The organism is bacterium (assembly GCA_022616075.1).
Taxonomy (GTDB): domain Bacteria; phylum Acidobacteriota; class HRBIN11; order JAKEFK01; family JAKEFK01; genus JAKEFK01.
This window is the reverse complement of the sequence record JAKEFK010000254.1, coordinates 1-26,835: the sequence shown is the minus strand read 5'-3', so window position 1 is coordinate 26,835 and position 26,835 is coordinate 1. Positions and strand designations below refer to the sequence as shown.

The following is a 26,835-nucleotide window of genomic DNA, read 5'->3' as shown; positions in this document are numbered from 1 at the left end:
CTAATGCCTTGTGAATTCCAGGTATTATGATGTTTATATGATCGGAAAAACAATTACTCACTATGAAATTCTCGAACCGTTGGGTAAAGGAGGAATGGGGATAGTCTTTAAAGCGCTGGATACAAGGCTTCAGCGGATCGTTGCCATCAAAATGCTGCCAGCCGAATTTGCAGCCGACGAAAAAAGTAGAAGACGACTCATGGCCGAAGCACGGGCAGCTTCCGCCTTGAACCATCCCCATATATGCACCATCTATGAAATCGATGAAACTAATGGAAGCCTCTTCATTGCGATGGAGTATGTGGACGGTCACACTTTGAGCGAAGAAATTTCCTCCGGACCCATTGAGATTGGTCGTGCTCTTGACCTTGCCACCCAGATTGCAGAGGCACTGCAAAGAGCCCATGGTCAAAAAATCATTCACCGCGATATCAAGCCGAACAATATCCTGGTTACAGATGATGGAAATGTGAAGATTCTCGATTTTGGATTGGCCCACGTTCTGAAAGAGGCCGAGGAAGAACTGCTTAGCAAGGCAATTACAAGGGAAGAAAGCTTAACGGAAACCGGGAAAATCGTAGGAACGATCCATTACATGTCTCCCGAACAAATCGGCGGGACCAATGTAGATGCCCGGGCAGATATTTTTTCTTTTGGCGTCGTACTCTACCAGATATTGACCGGAACTTTACCGTTTCAGGGAGATTCCGTTTTCGAAATCATGTCTTCTATTCTCAAAAATAAACCTCCATCGTTATCGAAGTACAATTCCAAAGTTCCGGCCGCCATCGAAAAAATCGTCGCCAAGGCCCTTGCAAAAGATCGCGACGAGCGTTACGGCTCCATGAAAGAGCTCATTGAGGATTTGAAAAAAATGAAGGAAGAACCGGCGCAGCATGATCGCAAACAATCGCTTGCCGTACTCTACTTTGAAAACTTGAGCGGTGAAAAGGAAGAAGAGTATTTCAGAGATGGAATGACGGAGGACATCATTACTGAATTGTCAAAGATTCGAGATTTAAGAGTCTTTCCCCGCTCGGCCGTTGCCGAATACCGGGACAACCCGTTGACCGTCCCGCAAATAGGTAAGCAGTTAGACGCCGCATATGTGCTGTGCGGCAGCTTACGTCGTGCGGGAAATCATGTGCGCATCACTACTCAACTGGTGCAAGCAGACGCAGGACACTCGGTCTGGGCCGAACGTTACGACCGGGAAATGAAAGATGTCTTTGAATTGCAGGATGACATCGCCAGGAATATCGCGCAGGCACTTCGCATCGCCCTTTCCCCGCAGGAGGAAAAGGCGATCGCCCGGAAGCCTACGGAAAATCCAGAAGCCTATGATTACTATTTGCGCGGCCGCGGCTATACCCGTCGTGCTACCTATGAGGACCTGGAATACGCCTTACAAATGTTCGAACATGCGGTGTTGTTGCAGCCCGATTTCGCTCTTGCATATGCAGGCATTGCCAACGCTTGCAGCCTTCTTTATCACTGGTATGGAGAAGAGGAACACTGGATCGAAAAAGCGCTTTCGGCGGCAGAGCGAGCCCTTGACGTGGACCCGGAGCTTCCGGAAGCTCTGGCTGCGCGCGCAGAAAACTTTGTGTCGCAACATCAATATGAGGATGCAATTGAATACGCGCTGAGAGCGATCAAGTATAAACCTGCTTGTGAAAGGGCATACTGGACTCTAGGTCGTGCTTATTTTGTGATGGATCGCTGGCAAGAGGCTCTTGATATAGCGCCTCGTGCCATTGAGTATAGCGGCGATGATTACAACGTGTATATTCCTTTTATCCATTCGGCGGAGCGTTTAGGAAAAGAGGAACTGGCTCGGCAGTTTCGAAAAAGGCATATCCATCTTGTCCGGCGGCAACTGGAGATGGTGCCGGAAGACGTGCGCGGCCGCATGTTGCTTGCAAACAACTATGCCTCCGAAGGATTGAAGGAGGAAGCAATCCGGGAACTAAAAAAGGCGATCGCGCTGCGGCCTCATGATACGAGCATTCTTTACAACGGAGCGTGCACGTTTGGAATTCTTCAAATGAGGAAAGAGGCATTGGAGACGTTGGAGAAGGCGGCATCAGCTGGTTTCACTTACTATGAGTGGGTGGAGCGAGATCCTGACTTGAACTGCATCCGTGATGATCCACAATTCCACCAGATTCTCGAACAGGTCCGGAAAAAGACGGAAGAGGGTCGAAATAAACGGTAAGCCTTCCCCGGAAATTTATGAAATTCTTCTGGATCCCGATATCCAAAAAACTGATCTCATAACCTTTGTCACCATGATTTGCCTTCTTGATTTTTCCTGTTCTTTTGCGTTCTTCTGTTAACAATGCTTATACTGTACAATTCAAAATTATGAAAGCAAAAGTTGCAGTGCTGAGGACGCGGCCTGAAAGCGCAATCGAGGATCATGAACGCGTGATGGAGCTGGCGGATTACCGGCAGTATCTGGATCCAAGCGCGCCCACCATATTAAAGGACAACATTTCGTGGCACTTTCCTTTTCCAAGCGCCAATACCACGCCGTGGCAGCTTGAAGGTACGATCGTGGCGTTGAGAAACGCGGGATACAAGGACCTTTCCTGCGTCCAAAACCGGACCGTTGTCACGAACGCATTCAAAGGAACTGACCTCAACAACTACTGGCCCATATGTAAAAGCCACAACGTTCCGGTCCTGTTCAATTTCCGCATTCAAGACATGCGCTGGGTGGAATACAAGCCAAAAGCGCAAATGCTTGTGCTGAACAAAATTTACCACGATCACATTCGAATTCCGGATTTTTTCTTCGGTAAAAATATTCTTCATCTCCCGACCGTAAAAACACACATTTACACGACTACAACAGGCGCGATGAAAAATGCCTTCGGTGGCCTGTTGAACGAGAAAAGGCACTACACGCACAGCGTTATCCATGAAACTCTTGTGGATTTACTTCGCATTCAAAAGGAAATTCATTCCGGAATTTTCGCGGTCATGGATGGGACCACATCCGGTAATGGAGCTGGCCCGCGCATTATGGTGCCGACTCGAAAGGATGTCATCCTCGCTTCCGGAGATCAGGTTGCGATCGATGCAGTCGCCGCAAAAATGATGGGCTTCGATCCCATGTCGATTCCTTATATTCTCATCGCCCATGAGGCAAAACTCGGCGTTGGCGATCCACGCGAAATCGAAATCACCGGACATCCGGACGTTGCGAATGAAAGCTGGGGATTTCGCGTGACTCAAACTCTCCACAGTTTTCTCGGATGGCTGGCCTGGTACGGTCCGACAAAGATTTTCCAGAAACTGATCTTCCATACTCCCATCGTTCATTTTCCGAATCTCGTTTCGGAGACCTACCACGATTATTACCGCTGGACTTTCAAAGAAAAGAAGATCTTTGAACAGTGGAAAAAGGAATCGCCCTGGGGACAACTCTTCGTGCAGTATCAGAAGGAAGGTTGCCTGGTGAAGGACGAAGTTCAGGAAGCTCAAGGAGCTTAAGAGAGTATAATCTCAGAAGAATGTGCGGAATCGCCGGCATCTTCTTCTTCCAGCCTCAAGTTTTACCGGAAACTCCGTTGCGCAAAATGGTCGCCGCGCTTTCCCATCGCGGTCCGGATCACGAAGGTTTTTATTTTGGAAAACAAGCTTTACTCGGCTATCGCCGGTTAAGCATTATCGATCTCAGCGCCGCCGCGTCACAGCCGATGTGTGACGAGTCCAGACGATTCGCTGTAATTTTTAACGGCGAAATTTACAACTTCCGCGAGTTGCGCAAACAGCTCTCCCCCTCAACTCCCTTCTTCTCACATTCGGATACGGAAGTGATCCTCCGGTTGTTTCAACAACATCAGGAAAATACCTGGCCGTTGCTGAACGGGATGTTCGCGATCGGAGTTCTGGATGAACAAAACCAGGAGCTCTTTCTCGCGCGCGATCACGCAGGAATCAAACCACTCTATTACTATCAGGACCACGAAAAATTTCTCTTTGCTTCCGAACCGCGCGCGCTGCTCGCTTCACAATTGGTTTCCGCTGACATCGATCAGGACGCACTGTCCTTGTATTTGCAACTGGGGTATTTCCCAGCTCCCTTTACACCTTATGCGAAAATTCGAAAACTCAACGCCGGATCCTGCATTCGTGTCTCATCCAACGGAGTCGAAATCCACCCCTATTGGAAGATTCCATCAGAAATCCATGTTCCGGAACATCCTGAAGAGGATTTGGAGCAATTGCTTTTGAACTCCGTAGAACAACAAATGATCAGCGACGTTCCTGTCGGAGCATTTCTCAGCGGTGGAATAGACTCCAGTCTGATCGTGGCGTTCATGAGCCGGATCGCGGGCCGGCGCGTGCAAACGTTCACCGCCGGCTTTTCCGGAATGGGCTATTACGATGAAAGACCTGATGCCGAAAAAATTGCAAAACAATTCAATACGGAACATCACGATTTTGTCGTTTCCGAACCTTTGGTAGAGCTCGTGACCGGGCTTGCATCCGTCTTTGGTGAACCCTTCGCAGATTCTTCTGCTGTTCCAACTTCAGGGCTGGCGAGACTCACATCCAAACATGTGAAAGTTGCACTGTCCGGAACTGGAGGCGATGAAATCTTTGGCGGCTATCGAAAATACATGGCGGCGCACTGGGCATCAGCTTATACCTCGCTGCCGGGCGCCGTTCGCCAGACGATTCGCAAAACAGTCGGATTGCTTCCGGCATCGCGTCGCTCACTCTGGGAAGAACGGGCCCTGCTGTTACAACGATTCTCCGATCTGTCGCCCCAAATTCCTCCCAACTGGCAGCTCAATGCAGTTTTTAGTTTGGATGAAATCAGGAAACTTAGCGGCAAAGAACCTGTACCTGTGGAAACGCTGTTCTCTTCCACAAATGGAACGATCGTAGAAAACATGATGCGATTCGATTACGACTTTTATCTTCCGGAAGATCTCCTTGTGAAAGAGGACCGCTGTACGATGGCGTTTGGTCTGGAATCTCGCGTGCCCTATTTGCATCGCGATTTAATTGAATTCATGAATCGTTTGCCTGTTAAGTACAAAGTTTCGCGGACTTCAACCAAAAGGTTATTTCGAAAGGTCGCCGCAAAATACCTGCCTTCCTGGGTTCTGAGCAAACCGAAACATGGATTCGGATCACCAGCCAGCGAATGGATTCGTGGTGAGCTCAAACAACTGGCGGAACGCGCTGTTTTGAACTCGCAATTCTTTCCCGGTAGCGCGTTACTTCGGCAAAAATGGCAAGAGCATCAACAAGGGACGTACGATCACAGTAAATCTTTGTGGGCTGTACTCATGTTGGAATTGTGGCGTTTGCAAATTCGGAGTTGATAGTTTTTACAAAGGAAATCAGAGCATGAAAATAAGCATCAGGATCGTCGTGAAACAGTAAATGACTTCCCTTCTCCGCAATATATGTAATGCACGTCTGAATCCGGCTGCACATCTTTCGAACGTCTTCGGGGCTGCTCGCGTAGTCTTCACCTCCTGTCATAAGCAAAACAGGAGCCGAGATTTTCGGCAATTGATCCCAGACGCTCCAGTTCGTTCTTTTCAAATCCTCCTGGACTGAATCAAATACAACTAAATTCCGGTGTCTTACGGATCTCGAGAATGATTCATTCTTCAAGATCACCGGAATTTTGTAATATTGTTCGCCAAAAATCTTATCTATTCGATTTTTCAAATAGGTTGAATCGTAAGATAGGCCGTTTTTGCGTTTCGTATCCTCTTTCAGTAAATCGGGGTTTTGACGGACAATCCTGCCTTCTACTTCTTTAATCCTGGCTTTGATTGCTTCTTCGCTGTAGGAGACGTTTGACACAATCAAGCCTTTCAGGAATTGCGGATATTTCACGGCGTATTGGAGCGCGAGCTGTCCACCCCATGAGTAACCGAACAGGATGAATTTTTCCAAGCCCAGTGCCCTCCGCACTTGTTCCACTTCATTCACATATCGTTGGAGTGTCCATAACCCCTGGTCGTGGGGTTGATCTGAAAAGTAACAACCCAGTTGTTCGTAAAAATAGATTTCGATCCCTGCCTGTGGCAAATGGTCGGCAAATGATTCTAAGAATTCGTGTGTGTAACCGGGACCTCCATGAAGAAGAAGCACTTTATGGCGGCCATTTCCAACTCTCTGCGTCCAGACTTTATACCGGCCATCGATCGTGACCATTTTAACGCCCGGCTCCTTCATTTTTTTGAAATAAGTGCTGTCCTTACTAGATGGAGTGTATTCTTTGCTTAGCGTTCTACCTTCACGAATTGCGCCGGCCGTCTCTTCAGGAGCTTCAGCTACAATATTGTGAGTCGCTTTTTCCAATATCCTGTGTTTGCTTCGTCTTGAGAGTGCGGCCAGAGATTTTTGCAGCGCAGCCCAGGTCTCATTCAGCTTTTTCAGGAGCCCGGTGTTCTTTTCATTCTGTTCATAAAACCAGGCAAAGCTATTTCCCGCAGAGAGCGCGATAACCGGAATCTCAGGAGGCAGTTGTGATCCTGCCACTTGACTGGCGGATTCAATTGCATGACGGCTTTCCGCCAGCATGGTTTCGTACCTCGCGGGATGATTGATTGCAACCCGGACAGTTTTGGCAACATCGACAGGGAATCGGCCATCTTGCATTGGCATCTCTGGAATCGAGCCAGAACGCATTTGAGGAACCATTTGTTCGAGTGATGTGATTCCTTGATGCAACAACTCTTTTGTTTCAGGAATCCGCTCCCATTGATCCTCATGTGCGCTATCAACGAAAATCAGGGCAGCGGCATCTTCAGGAAAAAGACCGGCGAACAAACGATTCACGTATCCACCGTAAGAATGTCCTGCGAGAACAAAAGGCCCATTCTCACCCGCGACGGACAGCAACTGATGAAGATTGTTTGCGGCCGCTTTCGCGTTGGGATCTGCTGGAACAGGATAGCTCCATCCATAACCGGCGCGATCATAGCTGCACACCCGCATCTCGCTCTTTAATATTTGTTGCACGAAATGCCAGTGAGTGGACCATTCCCCCACCCCTGCATCTAGCACCACGGTCGGCGCACCGTTGCCTGTACAGTTCAGATGCAGTGTTGATTGATTGGTTACATACAGAATGCCGGGCGCATTAGGCCAGGACAGCTTCAGATTACGATCCATCCAGGCCGCAATCGATCCACCAATTTCAACCGAAAGATCTTCCTGAAGATTATGAATCCCTTTCCCGACATACACGGAAGTTAAATTCTTCAAATGAGCTCGCGCCCATTCCACCGTCTCAAAAGGAATCAGACTACCTGGTGATGCAAATAACAACAGCTTGGGCAATTTTGTTGTTTGAAGCCATGCCAAATACGCTTCCTGTATTCTTGAGACGGCCGCGGGTTGACCATCGATCGGCAGTTCATTTGGAAAACGCCAAATCGGTTTCCTGCTTTCCGGATCCTTGAAAGGATTTCGATATTGATTCATCTCCTGATCAGTCAGCTTTCGTAAGATCCCTTCCTGGAGTCTCTTTTCAATGAACACATTTTTGCGAACCACCAAATCCCAGCCGAGATCAGGAGTACGAAAAGCTTCAAATAGTTCCCTTGCATCCTTGGGCCATAATTCCAGACTCGGAAGTGGAAGCAGCAAGGCTTCAAAGAAGACCAGCCCCCGCACATTTGCCCCGTGTCTCCGCGCGTAATGAAAACCAAGTGCCGAACCCCAATCATGAAGCACCAGTGTGATATTCTTCAATTCCATTCTTTTGATGAACTCTTCCAGATATCTTGAGTGATCTTCAAACCTGTATTCGAGATCAGGCTTGTCTGATTTTCCAAACCCGATTAAATCGACAGCCACCACGCGACCCTTCGTCGAAAGAGAAGGCATGATATTCCGCCAGATGTAAGACCATGTGGGATTTCCGTGGAGCAAAAGAATCGGATCTCCCTGGCCGGATTCCACATAATGTATCCTCGAACCGAATACCTCCAGATACCGGGACTCATATGTCAAATCCGAAGATATATCGGATGGGGTTGCTGCAAACGAAAAGAATTCCAATAAAAAGAAAACTACCAAAGCCGCGGCCATTTTGATTGTAAACATCCCGTATTCTCTCCTTGCGATTTTCAGGATAAAGCTCCAATGCAGCACGGGGATTGTAAAATTTTCCCTTACGATTGAACCCCGGATAAGTCCTGTTCATGACCGGCCGGCTTTCATTGATCACTGAAATGTTGGTAAGCCATCCTGTTCTGCCTGTATCCTGTTTTCATGGTCCCCTCCGGTAAAATAAGAACTTTTTTGAATGGCCATCTCCTCCTTTACACACCGGAGAAGCCTCTTTCTCAATTCGTCAATCACATCTGGTACGCCAAACCATGCGGTACACGGGGTAGAACTGTGGAACGTTTTTTGCCAAATGGATCGATGGACCTTGTGATCAATCTTGGGGAGGAGCCGGAAAAAGTGTTATGTCCTGATGCAAAGGATCAAACGTTAAAACGTTTCTGGATCAGCGGGCTGCAGTCGAAGTACGTCCGAATCGAGACCCCACCCCTTTTGAGCATGATCGGTGTGGAATTCAAACCGGGTGGCGCATATCCATTCTTTGGATTTTCGATGTCCGAACTAAAAGAATCTTCAGTAGATCTTGATTTAATTTGGGGATGTTCCGCAACAACCGCTCGTGAGGCTTTACTTGAATCCAAATCTGACGAAGAAAAGTTCCATATTATGGAAAATCTTCTTCTCCGCAACCTGCAGGCAGCGCATCAGCCTGTAATACAAAATGCACTGCAAATGATCTCAATGTCGAACCCTGCGCCGAATATCCGGGCTCTTGCAAATGCTATGGGAATGAGCCACAAACGGTTTATCAGTCATTTCGAATCGATTGTAGGGACTACGCCTAAGCTTTTTTCCCGGATTTGCAGGTTTCAACTGGCTCTTCGCACCATTGCAACAAACAATCATAAAGATCTGACGTCTGTGGCGGTTTATTGCTACTACTTCGATCAGGCACATTTCATCAAGGAATTTGAAGAATTCTCAGGGTATACTCCGGGCCAATACCTTCAGGTAAAAGGACTTTTTCCCGGGTGGATTTCGGATTAACATGCAGCGTCCGTAGGAATTTTATACAAGCCGAGCAATGAACATTCATTTATCTTGGCATTTGGAGGATTTCAAAGATGAGCAACATCCTGAATAGCAAAATCATCGGCGTTTGTCTCGTGCTTTTGCTTCAATCGATTTTATTCCTGGACCTCGTCTCTGGCGAGTCCGGAGAAGCGATTCCTGCCTGGTTCGAAGAGAAAATGTCAGTGGAGACACAGGGCATGGGTAAATGGATTGCAGACAATTCACAGCACAAGAGTGAAAAAGAGCCGGTCGATTCTTATGGAATGGAATACACATGGGGCGCCGGAAAGAAAAGTATCAGATTCCGACTATTTGCAATAAGAAACAATCAGGAATCCGGAACCTTATGGGAGTATCGGGAATTCTGGCATCCCGGAGAGAAGAAGGTCCTGGTCTATCAGTGGGGAAGCGATGGCACGTTGGGGTTTGGTGAGGTGAAACCAGTCGATATTTCCAAGGGGAAGTTCGAAGTAGAACAGACGTTCTTCGATCCTGACGGTTCTTCATATAAATCGCGGCATGAAACTCTGGAGACGGCAAAAGAACGGCAAACGAAATCGTTTGTCTATGCCGATGGCGCCTGGAAAGAAAGCAGGACGTACAGATGGCGCCTCATGAACTAACACTGCAGAGGAGTAGGAGCAAAGTAATTCTTAATTATCCCGCGGGACGCTCATCATTCGTTGCAGGGCAAGCAAAGCGCCCTGGACAACATCGGCATCAACTTTAATTTCGAATACTTGTTCTTCCAGCGAACGGAGAACTGCAGGCAGGTTGATCATCTTCATATACGGGCAGTGAAGTCGGCACCCAATGCACCCATCCGCAACAATGAATTCACGGTCGGGATACCTTTGCTTCAACTGATGGATAATTCCGTTTTCTGTAGCGATCAGGAATGTGCGCGCGTGAGGATATTTTTCAACGACGTTCATCATGCCGGATGTGGAGCAAATTTCGTCCGCCAGCGCCAGAATGTCTTCGCGACATTCCGGATGCGCAACAACAATCGCTTCCGGATGCTCACTCAGTGTTTTCTTCACATTAGCGCCGCGTAAAACGTCATGAGTCGGGCAGACCCCGTCATAAACCACAATCTCTTTTTCCGGCACATGGCGTTTGACCCAGTTTCCCAGATTGCGGTCCGGCGTAAACAGGATCTTGTTGTTCGGAATGTGGCGCACCACAGAGATCGCATTAGCAGAAGTACAGCAATAATCGGAAAGCGCCTTCACCTCCGCGCTGGAGTTCACATACGTAACGACGGTGTGATCCGGGTAACGCTCTTTCCAATCCAAAAGAGATTCAGGTGTAATGGAGTCGGCCAGCGAACATCCTGCGGAAAGATTCGGCAAAAATACGCGCTTCGCCGGATTCAAAATCTTCGCGGATTCCGCCATAAAGTGGACACCACAAAAAATGATTTTGTCGGCGTTCGTTTTCGTGGCTTCCAGCGACAAACCGAGCGAATCCCCCACGAAATCAGCAACGTTCTGCACCTCGGGCAACTGGTAATTGTGGGCAAGAATGATCGCGTTTTTTGCTTTTGCAAGTTTGCGAATCTCTTCATTCAAAGTCGGGATGCTTTTGATGGATTGCATCGTGATCATGGTTTATCGCTCCTCCACTTTCGCGCCCTTCAACGGACGGATTTGATCGGTCCCCGCCGGGAAAATTCGCCAGAACTCCTTGCGAATCAACCCCGTGATCATGCGGCTCTTGTTCCATCCGTGATACCGGGCTATAGCGTCCAACATCTGCACTTCCCTGTCGGTCGCCGAAAATGTTCGTACTTTACGTCGTATCATATCTTATATAGGTCTTATATATGTCATCTATAATTATAATGATTCTGGGCCATATGTCAATGGCAACTAAGGGCGAATTAGTTTAATATACAGTGCACCGAATTTAGGGAACAAATAGGAAGGAAAGAATGACGAAACTTTTAACAGCGGTAACGCTCATTATGTTGATATTTTGCGTTGGTCTCTACGCCGAAGAAAAAGCGGCGCAAACACAACCGCAAACAGCGCCGGCAATGAGCGATCAGCAAAAAACGAGCTACAGCATCGGTCTGAACATCGGACTGAATCTACACGAGCAGGAAGTCCAGGTCGACGTCGCCTCCTTGACGAAAGGGATTCAGGACGGCCTGGTCAACGCAACACCGGCTCTCCCAGAAGCAGAAATACGTGCTGCACTCATCACTCTGCAAAAGGAAGTGGCGGAAAAACAGGAAGCCAAGAAAAAAGTATTGGCCGAAAAGAATTCCAAGGACGGCGATGCGCTTTTAACAGCAAACAAAACCAAGGAAGGCGTAGTTGCCCTCCCGAGTGGTTTGCAATACAAAGTGATTACCGAAGGAAAAGGTCCGAAACCGACCGCAACGGATACTGTCGTGACACACTACAAAGGGACATTCATCGACGGCAAACAATTTGATAGTTCCTACGATCGCGGAGAACCGGCTACATTCACTGTAAATGGAGTGATTGCCGGGTGGACGGAAGCCCTCCAGCTCATGCCGGTCGGGTCGAAATGGCAACTCTGGGTGCCCTCCAAACTGGCTTACGGGGAAAACGGATTTCAAAATGTGATTCCTCCCAATGCTGCCCTGCTTTTTGAAATTGAATTGATCTCGATCCAGCCCAAAAAGGCAGAAGAAGAACCAAAAAAGAACTAGTCACATAATCTGGTAAAATATCAAACGTTGTAAGCAAAATAGTGCGTGCGTCACGCCTGCAAACTCCGCGGACGAGACGTCCGCGCTACTTTGTTTATGCGGCTTTCTCTGGTTGCCGGAGTGGCGGAACTGGCAGACGCACGGGACTCAAAATCCCGCGCTGCTTACGCAGCGTGTCGGTTCGACTCCGACCTCCGGCACCAAAATCGTCTATCGCGTTCGGGCGTCTGCGCGTCTGTCGCGTCGGTTGGGTATGGGATGCTAGGGATAGAGAATGGAGTCGCCCTGTTCTGCGCGCGTTTTTTCGTAGAGCTCAAGGATTGCATCGCGCCGCCTCATCATAGAACGGACCTCATAAACAGTCAGATATTTTCCGCAGTGGGCCATCACCTTTGCTTCATCCAGCTTTTTCAGGGCATCCACGAAGGACATGGAAAAACGGGCCATATCTGATTTGGCTTTGAGTGTGTCATTGTTCTTAAAAGAACGCGAATGATCGATCATCCAGATTTTCCAGTCCGGAGTGATCAACAGGTTTCCAAGATTGCGATCGATGTTGTAAACGAGGTTATCGAACAATCTCACCTTATATAGATATCGATTCCAGGAGTCGACATCGGGTGGTTCCAGTCCCTTTTCTTTCCGGTCCCCTTCAGTCATTGCATTCGGCACCCACCATTGCACCATTCCCTTTTCGCCGTTGTATTTTCGCTCCACAGTGACTGGTACCATATCCAGGCCGAGCAATTTGTCCAGTTCGTATGCGGCTACATCGAATTGCCAGCTGTCCTTGAAGTCCATTTCGGCGCCGCTTTTTAACTTTGTGATCCCCGTTTTACGAACGTCGACGTCCTTAAACACTGCGTAGAGCTCCGTCCCGCCATCCAACAAAGTAAGTTTGAGCGGATTGGTGATACCGGTTCCGAGTTTTTTTGATTTAATAATCTTCGCATCGCGCAAGACTTTTTCTTTTGCTTCATGTGTCGGATAAAGTAGTGCCAGATCCTGCTTTTGAGCGGTTTCTTGCGCAAAAACGGAAACGACAAACAAAAACAAAATGAGGGAGAGAAGAACTTTTCGCAACATTTTGGTGGTACCTCGTCGTGAAGCAATTGTAGAATATCGTTCTTGCGCGTGTCAATTTGCGGTTTTAGTATTGGAAGGATCATGAAAGGACTTTTCTTATTCCTCCTGCTTTTTTTTAATCTGGCCCTTTCCGCAGGCGAGCCCCGGATCGTTGCAGTGGGCGATGTTCATGGTGATCTGAGCTCATTTGTGGCAATCCTCAAAACCGCACAGATTCTGGACGCTAACGGGAAATGGTCCGGAGGGAAGTCAATCCTGGTTCAGACAGGGGATGTACTGGACCGCGGCACGCAAGGACGTCAAAGCCTGGATCTCCTCATGCAATTGGAGCAAGCGGCGCCCAAACAGGGTGGTCGTGTTTTTCCTTTACTGGGAAACCACGAGGTGATGAACCTGATGGGCGATCTCAGGTATGTTCCTGCTGAGGAATTTGCAAATTTCGCGACAAAACAGTCGGACCAGCTTTTAAAAAGGTCTTATGAATCGTACAAGCAATTCCAAATGCAGAAAGCAGGCGAGCGAAAACTTCCGGCGCCTGAATTCACGCCACAGATGGAAGAGGAATGGTTGAAAGCTCATCCACGTGGTTTTCTGGAGCACCGGGAAGCGTACGGACCGCGTGGGAAATATGGGAAGTGGCTCCGAAAGCAGAACACTGTGGCAGATGTGCAACACAATGTTTTTTTGCATGGCGGAATCGATCCGAAAATAATTCCGATAAAAGTCCAGGAAGTCAACGATCGCATTCATAGAGAACTCGAGCTTTTTGACCGGTACAAAAAGATAATGGAAGAGCAAAAAGTGATTCTGCCTTTTTTCACATTCAATGAGATGATCGAAGCGGCAAAACAGGAGCTGGAAATTCGAAAGAAGGATGAGACGCTGGAAGCCTTTCTGGGTTTGTCCGGCTGGCTGAGCGTTCATCCAGAGGGTCCGTTATGGTTCAGGGGTTATGCGCAGTGGCCTGAAGAAGAACTAAACGCCGCAGTTCCGGCGCTCCTGGAAACCTTCAAGGCCAGCCATTTTATCGTGGGCCATACGGTGATGCAAAAAGGTGAAATTCGAACACGCCACAATCATCAGGTGATTATGATAGATACCGGAATGAACCAGGCGTTCTATCCGGAAGGAAGAGCTTCTGCTCTGGAGATTCAAGGGGAAAAGTTGACTGCTATCTATATAGAAAACAAAGTGACGTTGAATTAACAAAGTAGCGCGGCCGTCCCGGCTGCGAAATTTTGCAGGCAGGACGCCCGCACTACTTTGTTTATGAATTCGCGTATTATAGTGGATGGGAAGGAGCTCAAGCTAAACCGTTTCATTGCGGATTTGACCGCGAACGTTGTGGATGCCATTGCGCGTTCGCTGAAATACTCCGACGGCAACAAGATTCACTTCCGTTTGCGGAACGAAGAACTCCAAATGTTTGTGGATGACAGTGAAATTGCATTGAACCTTGGTCATGCGTCCAAGATTGTCGGTGATGTATTGAAGGGTCTGTTGAAGAACTTATATGGCGCGGAAGATGCCAAAGAAATCGATTTTGTTTGTGAAAGAACGTCATGAACTACGTGGTCAACCAAACGAACATCCTGCTGAAGCAAGGTGACATCACGGAAGAAGAAACAGAAGCGATCGTAAATGCAGCCAACAGTCACCTTCGGCACGGAGCTGGCGTTGCCGGCGCCATTGTTCGAAAAGGGGGCGCCGTGATTCAGCAGGAATCGGAACGGATCGCTTCTGTCGCAACCGGAAACGCGGCGATCACTTCCGGCGGCAATCTCAAAGCGCGGTTCGTGATTCATGCGGTCGGTCCACGAATGGGAGAAGGGGATGAAGACGAAAAACTGCGACAGGCCACCTGGAACAGTCTGCGGCTGGCTGACGAAGGTCTCATCAAAACGGTCACCTTTCCTGCGATCAGCACAGGAATCTTCGGTTATCCCATAGACCGGTGCGCAGCGGTCATGCTGGAAGCTGTTCGAAAATATTGCAAAGGCGAAACCGCGATTCGCGAGATCCGCTTTTGTTTATTCGATGAATCCGCTTTGAAAGTCTTCGAAGAAACCGCGGCAACCGTTCTGAAAATATGAAAATTCAAATTCGCCGCGGGTCTCAAACTTCCAAAAACGCAACTCTCAAAATCCGGGAAAAAATCGTTTATCAATGCAAAGAATGTAAAAACAGGTACTATTCCTACTACTACTTTTGCCCGCAGTGTCTCGGAGAGGTGGCATCACCGGCCCATCACAGCGCCACGCTTCAAATTCTGACCTGTCCTTCTGACGAAATCGAAGCTGCCGACTTTCTCAAGAAGCTTTCTGGAAAAAATGACTTTGACTTCGCAAAAGCTCTCCGCGCCCTTCCCTGGACTTGCCTGATCAGCACGGATTCAGCAATTCTGCAGCATTGGAAAGTGTGCCTGGAAGCTCAAAAGTTTACTGTGGAAGTTCTGCCCTCTCCTCCAGAGACCAAAAAGAAACGGCGCAAACCGCATCCTCCTCTTTTTGAAACGCCGGCTCCCTTTCCGGGATTCTTTCCTTCCTCTATTTCAAGCGCAATTCGTAAAGCCGCGCAGGCAATCCCAATGGCATCAGCAAGATTGCAATGGGTCGACACGGTCCTCCTTTCTTTTAAGATATTAGAAGGATTGTATAAGCATCCAACCGGCCGAATCCTTTTCTACGACTTTATTTTCCAGATTGAGGAAGAGTTCCGCGAATTTCTGCAGGATTTTTCGCGTGCGAAGTGGTCGGAAGCGGAGTTTCTGAAACAGAACGGGAAGTTAAAAGCTTCGTTTGAACGAATGGATGTTGAGGTTCAGGAGGTTCGGCAGCAAGTTCAGGAACAATTATGACTTTGCGCTTGAGTCATCCTGATGAGGACCGCTATCAGCGCTTGCGATTGATCCGCTGGTGGGATCAAACTAAATTGCGGGGAGCCTCTGCGCTAGTCGTGGGCGCAGGCGCCCTGGGAAATGAAGTCGTAAAGAATCTGGCGCTTCTGGGTCTTGGAAATATCTGGATCATCGATTTCGACCGCATTGAAACGACCAACTTAACTCGCTCTGCGCTGTTTCGCGCCGGCGATGTTCAGCAATGGAAAGCAGAAGTTCTTGCAGCGCGGGCGGGTGAGCTGAATCCCGATTGCCGTACGCATGCTCTCGTTCGGGACGCGCGATTTGATCTCGGACTCTCCTTTCTGAAAGGGATCGATGTTATTTTCGGATGCCTCGATAACCGCGAAGCGCGCTACTACATGAATCGCAATTGCTATTTGCTGAAAAAAATATACATTGATGGCGGACTCGATACCTTAAATGGTTCGGTGACTGTCTTTCATCCGCCCGAAACGGCATGTTATGAATGCACGCTCGGATCTGCGGATCGACAGGAACTCCAGAAAAGAATCTCTTGTTTGAAAAGCACGGATCCCGAGATCAAGCAACATGTTCCCACGGCGCCGACCATCGCCTCGATTGTAGGTGGACTGCAGGTCCAGATTGGCGTTCGCGCTTTGCACGGTTTGCACATTCCAACCGGGAAACGCCTAGGGCTCTATGGCCTCAGCGATGTTTTCTTTGATATGAAGCTGGAAATATCGAACGAATGCGGACTTCACTCCTGGGGTGATCCTCTGCCCGACTCTATTGAAAAACTGAAAATACCGGCAGAGAGTTCGCTAAAACAAACGCTCGATCACGCGCGCGAGAAGTGGAATGCAATGTTCCTTTCATGGGAGTTTGATCGCGATCTGACCGTTCAACTGAATTGCACTTCTTGCGGAGCCTCGATCGATTTTGTCGGAACGCAATCCCGCTATGCTGGCGCCGCGCAATGCAACTGTGGAGGTGTGTTGAAACAGCAAACGGTCACCGGTTACACCGGTGAAGAGCCATGGGGATCAAAAAGCTTTCTCGAGCTGGGATTTCCGGAAGAGCATATCTATGCGGCGGAAACAACGAAAGGAAGAGTTTATTTTATATTGTAACTACGCGGGTGAGACGCCCGCACTACTTTGTTTATTCAAAATTGACCGCGTGAAGTGATACATGGCAAAGCATTCCAGCGCAAAAGGCGGAAAGCCGAGCAAACCGAGTAGAGGCATTTCAAAGTATTTAAGGTTTTTTGTAAAAGGAACGGTGTAGATCCACTTGGCGCCTGCCCAAAAATTCCAGAACTCCCAGAGAAAGCCGCAAATTGCTCCACCTGCCAGAAGTAGCCAGACACGCCGCCAGCTTCCGCGTTCAACGTCTTCATATAGAGAGCTATTCTTTCTCCAGTAATTCAGCGGTTCGATCAAAAAGAAGAATCCGAGCCAGACGAGTCCGAACACATAAGGCGAAGGAAAAATGAGCGGAAAGATTACCGCAGAAAGTCCCGCAACAAAGGAACCCACCAGAAATCCGGAGCTAAGTTTTACGGGCTTCGGGTTCCGTTCTTTGAATAAGCCAAAACTTTCCAGAAGGTCCGCCGTAACAAAAATGCCCGGGAAAATTGTGGCAAATGCAATGAAGGAACCGAGCATCCGTTGCCACGGTTGCGGCGCCAGATTGATGTAATACCAGTTTCGCAGCAGCAGGTTGTAGCCTTCAAAAACAAGCCAGCAAATATTCGAAAGTATAAGCATGGTAATAAATTCCAGAGGTTTGTCCGTTATTAAACTCCGCTTTTGTCTGCCCCAGACTATTGCGTCCACAAGAAAGATGTAGTTCCACCATTGAATCGGAGTGAAAAATGTGTAGACAGGCTCCACCTTCTGGAACATCAGGTACTGGCATGCGCCGAGAGAAAGAAGCGCGACGTATCCGTACCAGCGCATTCTATGAAAAAGACCGCATTTCCGTGTTGGAAATGTGGTCGTGCAACAAGTAGGGTTTGCCCAACAGCGCCGGCAATAAATTGAACACGTTCAAAAACATGAAAGTTAGCCAGCGGACTATGATCTTGCCCACCGGGATTGTTTGATCTCCGGGGTCTCTCAGTTCCAGCGATACGAAAAGCATGCCGGGAGTCTGGCGGGATGAGCGCAAGAAATATAGCTGGTATAAGAAGTGCAGCAGCAGGAAGAGCGAAAGTGTAGCCTTCCACATGTACAGAACCAACCATTCCATCGATTCCCCCAGGACGAAAGAAAAAGGAAACAGGACAATGACGAGCAGCACGACAAGAATCGCATGATCAATCAGTCCCGCGGCAATTCGACGCATCAGATAGGGGGCTGCGGAAGGAGTTGCTTCTTCCCTTTCGAACTCTACTCCTTCCTCGATCCTCGGAAAGTCTTTCAGATCCTCTGACCAGACTTCGAAAGTCGAAGGTATCACCGCTTCCAGCGGTTGAAAAACCGCTTCCTTTGCTTCAGTGACTGAGTCCAAATGCAAAGGAGCTGCAGTTTTCAACTCAGGCTCCTGCACTCGTTCTGCTTCGATCGTTTCTTTGATCGGTTGTGGCGGAGTGGTCAGCCGTTTCTTGCGTTCACCGTACGCTTTTACTTTCTCCGCAACTTCCTTCTTCCATTCCGGAAGTTGAGTATTGACTGGTGGATCCTTTCGCATAGCACCCCGACTGACCTGCATTTTACCGCGGAGGACGCGGAGAACGCTGAGAAGAGATCGAGAAAAAAGATATTCTCCTTCTTCTCTGCAGCCTCTGCGTACTCTGCGGTGAATTACCTGCGCATTTCCATCAAAGCGACAGCTTTCCGTACTTCAATGTCGCTTGTTCCTGACTTCTGGCATCTCCGCGCAATCGCAAGCGCATCCTTGCTGATTTGATCGGCTTCGTCGATAAACAAAACCTGGCGGAAATAGTCAGCCGCTATATCACATCTCCATTCCCGGATCGCAATGACTCCGAGATTGTAATAACACTTTAATATTTGAGGCTGGATCTTTGGCCTTTCGTCCGGATGATTTGCAATATACTTCTCATACAACTTTAACGCACCCGCGAATTCGGAATACTCGAAGTATGTGTTTGCTTCTTCCAGAAGTTTTCGTTCACCCGCCTCAATGTCCTCTTTAACCTTTTTTGCCTGCAGTCGCAGACCAATTGCATCTTTGTTCCCTGGTTCGAGTAACAATGCTTCATCGGCTTTTGCAATTGCGCTATCGTATTGTTTTTCCCGTATATAGAATTGCGCTTCCCGAATCAGCCGTGCGAGTTTTTCGGGATTCCCCTCGGCCGCTTTCGGAGTGGTGGTAACAGTTTTGGTCGTGTTGGCTGGTGTAGTAGTCGGTGTTTTTGCAGTCGTCGTGTATTTGGACGGCCGCTTTGTAACTGTTTTCGGAGGTTCTGATTCACCACCGGCAAAGAAGAAAAAGTAGCCGCCGGCTGCAGCAACCAAAACAAACAAACCGATCAGCAGAGCCGGACTGATGGGAAGTCCGCGTCTCGCAGCAGTCGGTACAGGCGCTCTCATCGCGCCTGCAGGAGCGGCGGCCGCTGACGGCGCCGACTCCTTCACTGTTCGCATCAGCTCCAGAGCTTCTGCGTGCGTAGGATCCCCTTCCAAAACTTTGCTCAACGCATGGCGCGCAGATTCATACTTGCCTTCTGCAACAAATGCTCTTGCATTTCCCAGTAAATTTTTGCTTTGCTCATTTCGCTTCGCAAGCAGGTTCAGGCTCTTAATCTTGTCCGCCAGAACTGCATTTTCAGTATCCACCGCAAGCGCCTGCGAAAAGTACTGCGCCGCTTCCCTGTATTGGCCTCGCTTTTCTGCATCTTCACCGCTGGCGATCAGTGCTTCCAGACTCGGCTCTTCATCGGAACGTTCGATCAAGTTCAGGTATTTCGCGGCCTCAGAGTTTTCCGGATCGATCGATTTTACTTTCGAGAATAACTCGTGCGCTTGATCAACATCGCCGCGTTCATACGCGCTCTGCCCTTCTTTGAGAATGTCCTTTAACTTCAGTCGTTGCTCGCCGGCAGCAGACCTCGCTCTCTCAATCCGCTCGAGCGCATCGGGATGGTTCACATCCAGCATGAAAATCTCCGACCATACTTCGATGGCGCCCTGATACTGCTCATTGTTGTAAAGCCGGTCTCCCTCTTCCAGCAACTGGCGAATCCGGTCATGATCCGATACAAAACCGAAGCCGTCCGATTCAGCCGCTTCGACTTCCGCTGCTGGCATCGGTGATTCCAGATCAAACAAGGGCTCGCCGCTTGGCGTAACCTCAGAACCAAGCATGTGCCGCGCGTTGTTGATCAGGCGATCCAGATCGGGATATTCAGGATCAATAGACCGAACTTTTTCCCACTGGGCAATCGCTTCGTTGTACAGACTACTTTCAAAAAGGGAGCGACCTGAATTAATGAAGTTCTGGACGAATGGTTCCGCCTCAAGTTTTTCATGAGCTTTCGTCAGCAAATCGTTGACCGACTGATTGTCAGGATCGAGCAATTGAATCTTCTGACACTCGTTGATGGCCTTCTGAAAGTCGCGGAGTTTGAAGAATTCCTGCGCTTTCCGAAGATTTTCCTTCGTAAAAAGCTCCGCCTCGAGTTTGCTCTGCGCTTCATCCATCAATTCTTTCGCCCGTTGATTCTCGGGAGAAATATGGAGCACGGCACGACAGCCGTTTATGGCATCCTCGAAATTTCGGGAATGTATGGAAATCTCACATTTCGCGAGGAGATCGGAGATATGTTTATCTTTTGGATCGAGGTTCGATGTGCTGTTCACTAGTCACTTTTCTAAGAAGGTCGTATTATACTATACGGTTTTTTGGAGTGCAAAGAATCATGGCAGAAACACTAGTTGAATACGGTCAACAGGATGGAATTGCGATTCTCACGTTGAAAGATCCTCCGGCTAACACCTATTCCTACGAAATGATGCGACAGTTGGATGAGGCGATTCTAAAGGCCCGTTTTGACTCCCAGATTCATGTGCTGCTATTGACCGGCAGTGGAGATAAGTTCTTTTGTGCGGGCGCCAACATCAGCATGCTGCAAACCGTCACACCGGAGTTCAAGTATTACTTCTGTCTTCACGCGAATGAAACCTTGAACAGGCTTGAGCAAACGCCGAAGATGGTGATTGCAGCAATCAACGGACACTGTGTCGGTGGCGGTCTCGAAGTGGCGCTTGCAACGGACATCCGGTTGGCAAAAAAAGGTGGCGGCAAGATAGGATTGCCTGAAGTAAATCTCGGTGTTTTACCCGGGACAGGTGGGACCCAGCGACTCGCACGTGTGGTCGGAAAATCGAAAGCTATCGAGATGATGGCGCTCGGGCGCACATTCGACTTTGAGGAAGGTTTACAACTTGGACTTTTGAATCACGTCTTTGATCCGGGGAATTTTTGGGAGCAGGTAATCCAATATGCAAAGCAGTTCATACCGCCTGCGAAAGCCAGCAAAGCTGTAGGACGCATCAAACGGGCTGTGGTTACCGGATCGGAAATTGCTTTTCAGGATGCGCTCGCGCTGGAACGCGAGCTCCAGCAACAACTATTCGAAAGTGAAGATGCTAAGGAAGGCCTTGCCGCATACACAGAGCGACGCCCACCGAACTTTCGCGGGAACTAACATATGGTTATGGTGCATCAATTTCCCCTGCTTATGAAGGAGGGGACTAAGGGGAGGTTGGAAAGTCGTCCAACGCATCAACCCCCTCTTTAATCTCCCCCTTGATAAGGGGGAGAAATAACGCTTCTGGAGACTTACATGGAAACTAAACACGCACTACCACAATCGAAATTATTTATTGGCGGAAGATGGGTGGAGCCGCGCTCCAACAAGACGTTCAGCACGATCAATCCTGCAACCGAAGAAGTGATCACGCAGATCGCTCTTGCCGAAGAAGCGGATGTTGATCAGGCTGTTCAGGCGGCGCGAAAAGCTTTTGAAGAGAGCGCCTGGAGCAAACTGAGCGCAACGGATCGCGGCAAACTGCTCCACAAAATCGCCGATGCCATCATGGCTCACGTGGATGAATTTGCTTACCTGGAAACCATCGATATCGGCAAACCGATTTCGGAGAGCCGGAACATAGACGTTCCTTTTGTTGCTGAGCTTTTCCATTATTACGCCGGTTGGGCTAACAAGTATCACGGAGAAACCATTCCGGTCAGAGGCAACTATTTGAATTACACGCTGCGGGAACCAGTCGGGGTTGTGGGAACGATTACACCGTGGAACTTTCCACTTTTACTGGCTGCCTGGAAAATTGCGCCGGCTCTGGCGATGGGAAACACCGTAGTGCACAAGCCTTCGGAGCAGTCTCCTTTGACTTCGTTGAAGCTTGCGGAAATCTGCGAAGAAATTGGTTTGCCGGAAGGCGCCTTCAATGTGGTCACGGGAAGTGGACGGATCACTGGATCAGCGATGCTGGCGCATCCGGGCATAGACAAAATTGCATTCACAGGCGGAACTTCCACAGGCATCATGGTTATGCAGGAAGCTGCGAAAACATTGAAAAAAGTCACGCTGGAGCTTGGCGGAAAGTCACCGAATATTGTGATGGAGGACGCGGATTTTGATGCGGCTGCAAAAGGAGCGCTCGCGGGAATCTTTTATAACAAAGGAGAAGTTTGCGCCGCCGGATCTCGTTTGTTGATTCAGGAATCGGCTCACGATGCGTTTTTGGAAACGCTTCTGGGTCGCGCAAAAAAGCTAACCGTTGGAGATCCGCTTGATCCTAAAACGAGATTTGGTCCGCTTTGCAACGCGGATCAGTACCAGAAGGTATTGTCTTACATAGGCGCCGGAAAAGAGGAAGGAGCGAGGGTGGTGCTTGGTGGTGATCGCGCGCAGGTGGGAACCGGCAAAGGTTATTTCGTGCAGCCGACCATCTTTGATGACGTGACGAATCAAATGAGAATTGCGCGTGAAGAGATTTTTGGCCCGGTACTGTCCGCGATTCGATTCAAAGATCTTGACGATTTGATTGCACAGGCCAACGATACGGTCTACGGTTTAGCGGCTGGCGTTTGGACTCGCGATGTCAAGAAAGCGCACTACATCGCAAAAAAGCTGAAAGCGGGCACGGTATGGATTAATACTTACAACATGTATGATCCGGCTTCCCCATTTGGCGGATACAAACACAGTGGCTTTGGTCGCGAATTGGGAATGCATGCGCTGGAATCTTATACTCAGGTGAAGAGCATCTGGGTGGACATGAATTTGTGATGAACAAGCAAGTCTTTGCAGATCGCAGAAAAGAATTCATGCGCCGCATGCAAGAAGGTGTTGCGTTTTTTGCATCGGCCCCGGTTCGAACCCGCAACGGCGATGTGGATTACGAGTATCGCCAGGATTCTGATTTCTTCTATTTAACCGGTTTCGAGGAACCGGAATCCTTTTGCGTGTTGGCGCCCGGCCATCCCAAACATGAATACGTGCTGTTTGTGCGGCAGAAAGATAAGGAAAGAGAGACATGGACCGGTCTACGCGAAGGGATCGAAGGCGCCATTGTGAATTATGGAGCCGAAATGGCTCATCCCATCGAAAAGCTGGAAGAACTTTTGCCGGAGTTCTTGCAGAATGCGCCTGCACTTTTTTATCAGATCAACAAAGATCCGGAGATCGATCGCAAAATTTTTGCGATGATGGATTCGGTGCGTCAAAGATATCGTTCAGGAATCTATCCTCCCTCCCGGATTCTGGATCCGTCGCGCGTGCTGGAAGACATGAGAGTGATCAAGAGTCTGGATGAGATCCGGACTCTGCACAGAGCAGTAAATATTTCTGCGCGCGCTCACACGGCTGCTATGAAAGCGGTGCGACCGGGAATGCGTGAGTATGAAATTCAAGCGATCCTGGAATATGTTTTTCGCGCGAATGGATCCAGGCGCAACGGATATCCTTCGATTGTGGGATCGGGACCGAATACATGCATTCTGCATTACACGAACAACAATCGTGTCATGCAAGACGGCGATCTTTTGCTCGTGGATGCCGGAGCCGAATTTGATTACTACACAGGCGATATCACGCGCACTTATCCGGTGAATGGAAAGTTCTCCTCCGAACAAAAAGCCGTTTATGAAGTGGTGCTCGATGCTCAGAAGAAAGCGATTCATGCAGCAAGGCCGGGAATCAATTACGCGCAGGTTCATGCCCTTGCTGTAGAAGCATTGACTGAAGGAATGATCCATCTAGGTTTGTTAACCGGATCACTGCAGGAAAATCTTGAAAACCATCATTACACAAAATATTTCTTGCACAGGATCGGACACTGGCTCGGACTGGACGTGCACGACACCGGCGTGTATAGAAGCGGTGATCAGTGGCGCATCCTGGAACCAGGAATGGTGCTGACAGTGGAGCCGGGACTTTACATCGGCGGCGAGGAAGAAAACGTCTTCCAAAACACCGGCATCAGAATCGAAGACGATGTTCTTGTGACCGAAATGGACCCGGTCGTTCTCTCCTCAGCATGTCCAAAAGAAATTGACGAGCTGGAATCACTGGTGGGAACAGTAAGGAATTCTTTTTTGGAATGTTGATTCGCACGTTTTTACTCTTATTCCTCTTTTCATTATTTGCGTGCAAACCAAAACAGGACATCAGCGTAATCGCTCATCCGGTTCACGTGGATGGATTCATGAAAAAGAAACTCGAAAGTGAGCTTCTGGAAATGCGTAAGCAGAAAGATCAATACTTCAAGACTTCTCCGGACTCACCGCTTCCCGGCCACTTAAAACAGGTATTCACCAGCCTGGAATACTATGCGCCGGATTGGAAATATCGGTTTGAAGGTCGGGTGATCCGGCATCCGAATCCAACAAAATTTCAAATGATCACAACCTCCGGAGTCTGGCGTGACGCAGTCAAATATGGATACATAAGGTTCCAGCTTGAAGGAAAGGATTTCAGATTGGAAGTTTATCGATTGCTCGACCTCGCAGAAAAAAATTTGTTGTTCGTGCCTTTCGTGGACATAAATGTGGGCAAAGAAACTTATCCCGCCGGCAGATATATTGATTTGCAAGAAAAACCTGATGGAAGGTATGTAATCGATTTCAATACGGCGTATAATCCATCTTGCGCTTACGGCGGAGATTTTCCTTGTCCCGTCACGCCAAAAGAGAATCACCTACCGATTGCAATTCCTGCAGGCGAGAAGATTCTCTCGCTGGCGGCGGCATTGGAAAAATCGAGGAGAGTTTTATGACAGAGCGGAGTTGCGTAATTGTATTTACAGAATCAACAGGTCGCGTTACAGGACAGATTCGGGAAGGAGAGGAAGTCATTAAAGAGCTGAGCTTCTTTCTTGGAAAGCTGCACAAAAATGAACCGGCCGTTGTCGACAACATGATCCGGTCCCGCTACAGCGACTGGGCAAAAATCAACGGCGTTTCAGAGATCGAAATCGAATACCAGTAACCACATAATTTACCGCAGAGTACGCCGAGATCGCAGAGGAGGAAAAGAGAATTTTTTGTTTTTCTCTGCGATCTCAGCGTTCTCTGCGGTAAAAAAAAGAGGAGATTCAAAATGATTCGGAATTTGCTTTTAGCGGGGATCACAATTCTGTGTTTGGCATTCCTATTAATTCCAGCTTTCACAGACGACAAGCCTGCGCAATCAATGGCTGCTTCGAGCGACGCGGTGAAAAGAGGCGAATATTTAACGACGCTTGGCCAATGTCACGATTGTCATACTCCGAAAAAAATGGCGCCGAAAGGTCCGGAACCGGATATGACACTCGCTTTATCCGGACATCGCTCAAATTCGAAACTTCCCGATGTTCCCGCGGGTGTGATCGGTCCCGACAAATGGGGCGCAATCGGCAATAATGATTTCACTGCATGGGCAGGTCCCTGGGGCATCAGCTTCTCAGTGAATCTGACTCCTGACGACGAAACCGGCATGGGCACGTGGAATGAGGCCATGTTTATCAAAGCGATGCGCACAGGAAAACATCTTGGTGAAGGTCGTGACATACTTCCGCCAATGCCCTGGCCGAACATTGCGCAGGCAACGGATGACGATTTAAAAGCTATGTTCGCTTATTTGCAATCGATCAAACCAATCAAGAATGCCGTTCCGGATCCGATTCCACCGATGGACAGCAAATGATTCGTTTGGTTCCTGCGTTCTCGCTGATCCTGGCAGCAACATTGATGGGTGCTCCACCCTATCGCGAAATCGATGTCCCGGACGGTGGGACCATTCAGGGGAAAGTCCTTTGGAAATCGGAACGACCCGTGCCGCAAGTGATTCCGGTTAACAAGGATCAGCAGACATGCGGCGAATCAAAAACGGTTCCCGCGGCAACGATCGGGAAAAATGGCGAAGTAGGAAATGCCGTTGTTTATTTGGAAGGGATCGCAGCGGGCAAGAAAATGGCGTCACTTCAAAAAGTCCAGCTGGATCAGAAAAATTGTGAATACGTCCCGCACGTTCTGATTGTGCCGCCGAATGCTGAAGTGGAAATTTTGAATAGCGATCCAATGCTGCACAATGTTCACACCTACAAAGTTGCCGATCCACGCCCTACAACGATTTTCAACCTCGCCTTTCCTTTGAAGGGTCAGAAAGTGACAAAAAAGTTGTCAGAAACGGGAAAGATTGTATCGTTGTGTGACGCAGGACATCCCTGGATGAGCGCTCACATTGTTGTTGCAGAGCATCCTTACTATGCAATCTCGAACGCAGAAGGAAATTTTGTTCTGGAAAACGTGCCTCCCGGAAAATACACCGTTAAGTTATGGCACCAAGGAACACCCAAACTGCAAAACAATTCCAACACACAGTTTCTAACAGCCAAACCGCGGGAACTCATCAAGCAAGTTTCTGTATCAAAGAAGCAAACGGTCACACTGAATTTCGAGTTGTAACAGAGTTTGTAACGCCGGCTGGAGACTGTCCCAAAACTCCGGCGGTCCGCGAAACGTAGCGAAAATCGGAGGGGTTCAACCCCTAAGAATTGTTTTTGAGCGTTTATAGAGCAAATGGTGAGCGTGGTTGAAT

25 protein-coding genes and 1 tRNA gene are annotated in these 26,835 nt (G+C 48.7%); 19 read left to right on the top strand and 7 right to left on the bottom strand.

All coding sequences use genetic code 11. The features are described from left to right. Nucleotides 1–37: 37 nt before the first annotated feature. The 3 genes from L0156_21080 to asnB all read left to right on the top strand — a co-directional run bounded on the left by L0156_21080 (nucleotide 38) and on the right by asnB (nucleotide 5,348). Nucleotides 38–2,218 (top strand): protein kinase, encoded by a 2,181-nt coding sequence (locus tag L0156_21080; GenBank protein ID MCI0605485.1) that lies wholly within the window; start codon nucleotides 38–40, stop codon nucleotides 2,216–2,218. 149 nt (nucleotides 2,219–2,367) lie between these two features. Continuing rightward, nucleotides 2,368–3,501, top strand: coding sequence for a DUF362 domain-containing protein (locus L0156_21075; GenBank protein MCI0605484.1), 1,134 nt, complete (start codon nucleotides 2,368–2,370; stop codon nucleotides 3,499–3,501). A 20-nt stretch (nucleotides 3,502–3,521) separates the two neighbouring features. Further along, complete coding sequence (gene asnB, locus L0156_21070) at nucleotides 3,522–5,348, top strand: asparagine synthase (glutamine-hydrolyzing) (GenBank protein MCI0605483.1); 1,827 nt, start codon at nucleotides 3,522–3,524, stop codon at nucleotides 5,346–5,348. On the opposite strand, the gene L0156_21065 is transcribed toward asnB, so the two are convergent. Then, nucleotides 5,311–8,094, bottom strand: a complete 2,784-nt coding sequence (locus L0156_21065) for a haloalkane dehalogenase (GenBank protein ID MCI0605482.1) — start codon at nucleotides 8,092–8,094, stop codon at nucleotides 5,311–5,313. The genes asnB and L0156_21065 overlap by 38 nt on opposite strands. Before the next feature lie 297 nt (nucleotides 8,095–8,391). Between L0156_21065 and L0156_21060 the strand changes: the two genes are divergently transcribed. Next, nucleotides 8,392–9,105, top strand: coding sequence for a helix-turn-helix domain-containing protein (locus L0156_21060; protein MCI0605481.1), 714 nt, complete (start codon nucleotides 8,392–8,394; stop codon nucleotides 9,103–9,105). Nucleotides 9,106–9,182: 77 nt separating this feature from the next. Next, nucleotides 9,183–9,755: a hypothetical protein gene (locus L0156_21055; protein ID MCI0605480.1), complete on the top strand. Its 573-nt coding sequence runs from the start codon at nucleotides 9,183–9,185 to the stop codon at nucleotides 9,753–9,755. A gap of 30 nt (nucleotides 9,756–9,785) precedes the next feature. Here the strand turns inward: L0156_21055 and nadA are convergent, their stop codons facing one another. Both nadA and L0156_21045 read right to left on the bottom strand, forming a co-directional pair. After that, complete coding sequence (nadA, locus tag L0156_21050; protein MCI0605479.1) at nucleotides 9,786–10,733, bottom strand: quinolinate synthase NadA; 948 nt, start codon at nucleotides 10,731–10,733, stop codon at nucleotides 9,786–9,788. A gap of 12 nt (nucleotides 10,734–10,745) precedes the next feature. Then, nucleotides 10,746–10,889, bottom strand: a complete 144-nt coding sequence (locus tag L0156_21045) for a hypothetical protein (GenBank protein MCI0605478.1) — start codon at nucleotides 10,887–10,889, stop codon at nucleotides 10,746–10,748. A gap of 179 nt (nucleotides 10,890–11,068) precedes the next feature. Between L0156_21045 and L0156_21040 the strand changes: the two genes are divergently transcribed. Both L0156_21040 and L0156_21035 read left to right on the top strand, forming a co-directional pair. Then, nucleotides 11,069–11,818, top strand: a complete 750-nt coding sequence (locus L0156_21040; protein ID MCI0605477.1) for an FKBP-type peptidyl-prolyl cis-trans isomerase — start codon at nucleotides 11,069–11,071, stop codon at nucleotides 11,816–11,818. Between the two features lie 114 nt (nucleotides 11,819–11,932). Beyond that, nucleotides 11,933–12,021: transfer RNA gene (locus L0156_21035), tRNA-Leu, on the top strand. 58 nt (nucleotides 12,022–12,079) lie between these two features. Here L0156_21035 and L0156_21030 read toward each other — a convergent pair. Further along, nucleotides 12,080–12,904 carry a hypothetical protein gene (locus L0156_21030; protein ID MCI0605476.1) on the bottom strand — a complete coding sequence of 275 codons (825 nt, stop codon included), beginning with the start codon at nucleotides 12,902–12,904 and terminating at the stop codon, nucleotides 12,080–12,082. 81 nt (nucleotides 12,905–12,985) lie between these two features. Here L0156_21030 and L0156_21025 point away from each other — a divergent pair, with 81 nt between their 5' ends. From L0156_21025 to L0156_21005, 5 genes are all read left to right on the top strand, one after another. Beyond that, on the top strand, nucleotides 12,986–14,110 hold the full coding sequence (locus L0156_21025) for a metallophosphoesterase (GenBank protein MCI0605475.1): 1,125 nt from the start codon (nucleotides 12,986–12,988) through the stop codon (nucleotides 14,108–14,110). Nucleotides 14,111–14,173: 63 nt separating this feature from the next. Beyond that, nucleotides 14,174–14,470: a hypothetical protein gene (locus L0156_21020; protein MCI0605474.1), complete on the top strand. Its 297-nt coding sequence runs from the start codon at nucleotides 14,174–14,176 to the stop codon at nucleotides 14,468–14,470. Next, the gene (locus L0156_21015; protein ID MCI0605473.1) at nucleotides 14,467–14,997 is read left to right on the top strand and encodes a macro domain-containing protein; all 531 of its coding nucleotides are present in this window, start codon (nucleotides 14,467–14,469) and stop codon (nucleotides 14,995–14,997) included. Before L0156_21020 ends, L0156_21015 begins: the two co-directional genes overlap by 4 nt. Continuing rightward, nucleotides 14,994–15,761 carry a hypothetical protein gene (locus L0156_21010; GenBank protein ID MCI0605472.1) on the top strand — a complete coding sequence of 256 codons (768 nt, stop codon included), beginning with the start codon at nucleotides 14,994–14,996 and terminating at the stop codon, nucleotides 15,759–15,761. Before L0156_21015 ends, L0156_21010 begins: the two co-directional genes overlap by 4 nt. After that, entirely contained in the window at nucleotides 15,758–16,894 is a 1,137-nt protein-coding gene (locus L0156_21005; GenBank protein ID MCI0605471.1) for a ThiF family adenylyltransferase, read from the top strand. The genes L0156_21010 and L0156_21005 overlap by 4 nt, the downstream gene beginning before the upstream one ends. Here the strand turns inward: L0156_21005 and L0156_21000 are convergent, their stop codons facing one another. The 3 genes from L0156_21000 to L0156_20990 form a co-directional block, all read right to left on the bottom strand. Further along, the gene (locus L0156_21000; protein MCI0605470.1) at nucleotides 16,895–17,725 is read right to left on the bottom strand and encodes a hypothetical protein; all 831 of its coding nucleotides are present in this window, start codon (nucleotides 17,723–17,725) and stop codon (nucleotides 16,895–16,897) included. A gap of 1 nt (nucleotide 17,726) precedes the next feature. After that, nucleotides 17,727–18,458 (bottom strand): RDD family protein, encoded by a 732-nt coding sequence (locus L0156_20995; protein MCI0605469.1) that lies wholly within the window; start codon nucleotides 18,456–18,458, stop codon nucleotides 17,727–17,729. Nucleotides 18,459–18,571: 113 nt separating this feature from the next. After that, nucleotides 18,572–20,434, bottom strand: coding sequence for a hypothetical protein (locus tag L0156_20990; protein MCI0605468.1), 1,863 nt, complete (start codon nucleotides 20,432–20,434; stop codon nucleotides 18,572–18,574). A gap of 218 nt (nucleotides 20,435–20,652) precedes the next feature. On the opposite strand from L0156_20990, the gene L0156_20985 reads away from it, so the two are divergent. The 7 genes from L0156_20985 to L0156_20955 all read left to right on the top strand — a co-directional run bounded on the left by L0156_20985 (nucleotide 20,653) and on the right by L0156_20955 (nucleotide 26,702). Continuing rightward, the gene (locus L0156_20985; protein MCI0605467.1) at nucleotides 20,653–21,441 is read left to right on the top strand and encodes an enoyl-CoA hydratase/isomerase family protein; all 789 of its coding nucleotides are present in this window, start codon (nucleotides 20,653–20,655) and stop codon (nucleotides 21,439–21,441) included. Nucleotides 21,442–21,579: 138 nt separating this feature from the next. Further along, nucleotides 21,580–23,046, top strand: coding sequence for a betaine-aldehyde dehydrogenase (gene betB / locus L0156_20980; protein ID MCI0605466.1), 1,467 nt, complete (start codon nucleotides 21,580–21,582; stop codon nucleotides 23,044–23,046). Continuing rightward, entirely contained in the window at nucleotides 23,046–24,365 is a 1,320-nt protein-coding gene (locus L0156_20975) for an aminopeptidase P N-terminal domain-containing protein (GenBank protein ID MCI0605465.1), read from the top strand. Before betB ends, L0156_20975 begins: the two co-directional genes overlap by 1 nt. Beyond that, nucleotides 24,359–25,033, top strand: coding sequence for a DUF1684 domain-containing protein (locus L0156_20970; GenBank protein MCI0605464.1), 675 nt, complete (start codon nucleotides 24,359–24,361; stop codon nucleotides 25,031–25,033). The genes L0156_20975 and L0156_20970 overlap by 7 nt, the downstream gene beginning before the upstream one ends. Next, entirely contained in the window at nucleotides 25,030–25,245 is a 216-nt protein-coding gene (locus tag L0156_20965) for a hypothetical protein (protein MCI0605463.1), read from the top strand. Before L0156_20970 ends, L0156_20965 begins: the two co-directional genes overlap by 4 nt. Nucleotides 25,246–25,356: 111 nt before the next feature. Then, nucleotides 25,357–25,941, top strand: a complete 585-nt coding sequence (locus L0156_20960; protein MCI0605462.1) for a diheme cytochrome c-553 — start codon at nucleotides 25,357–25,359, stop codon at nucleotides 25,939–25,941. Continuing rightward, entirely contained in the window at nucleotides 25,938–26,702 is a 765-nt protein-coding gene (locus L0156_20955; GenBank protein MCI0605461.1) for a carboxypeptidase regulatory-like domain-containing protein, read from the top strand. Before L0156_20960 ends, L0156_20955 begins: the two co-directional genes overlap by 4 nt. Nucleotides 26,703–26,835: the final 133 nt, after the last annotated feature.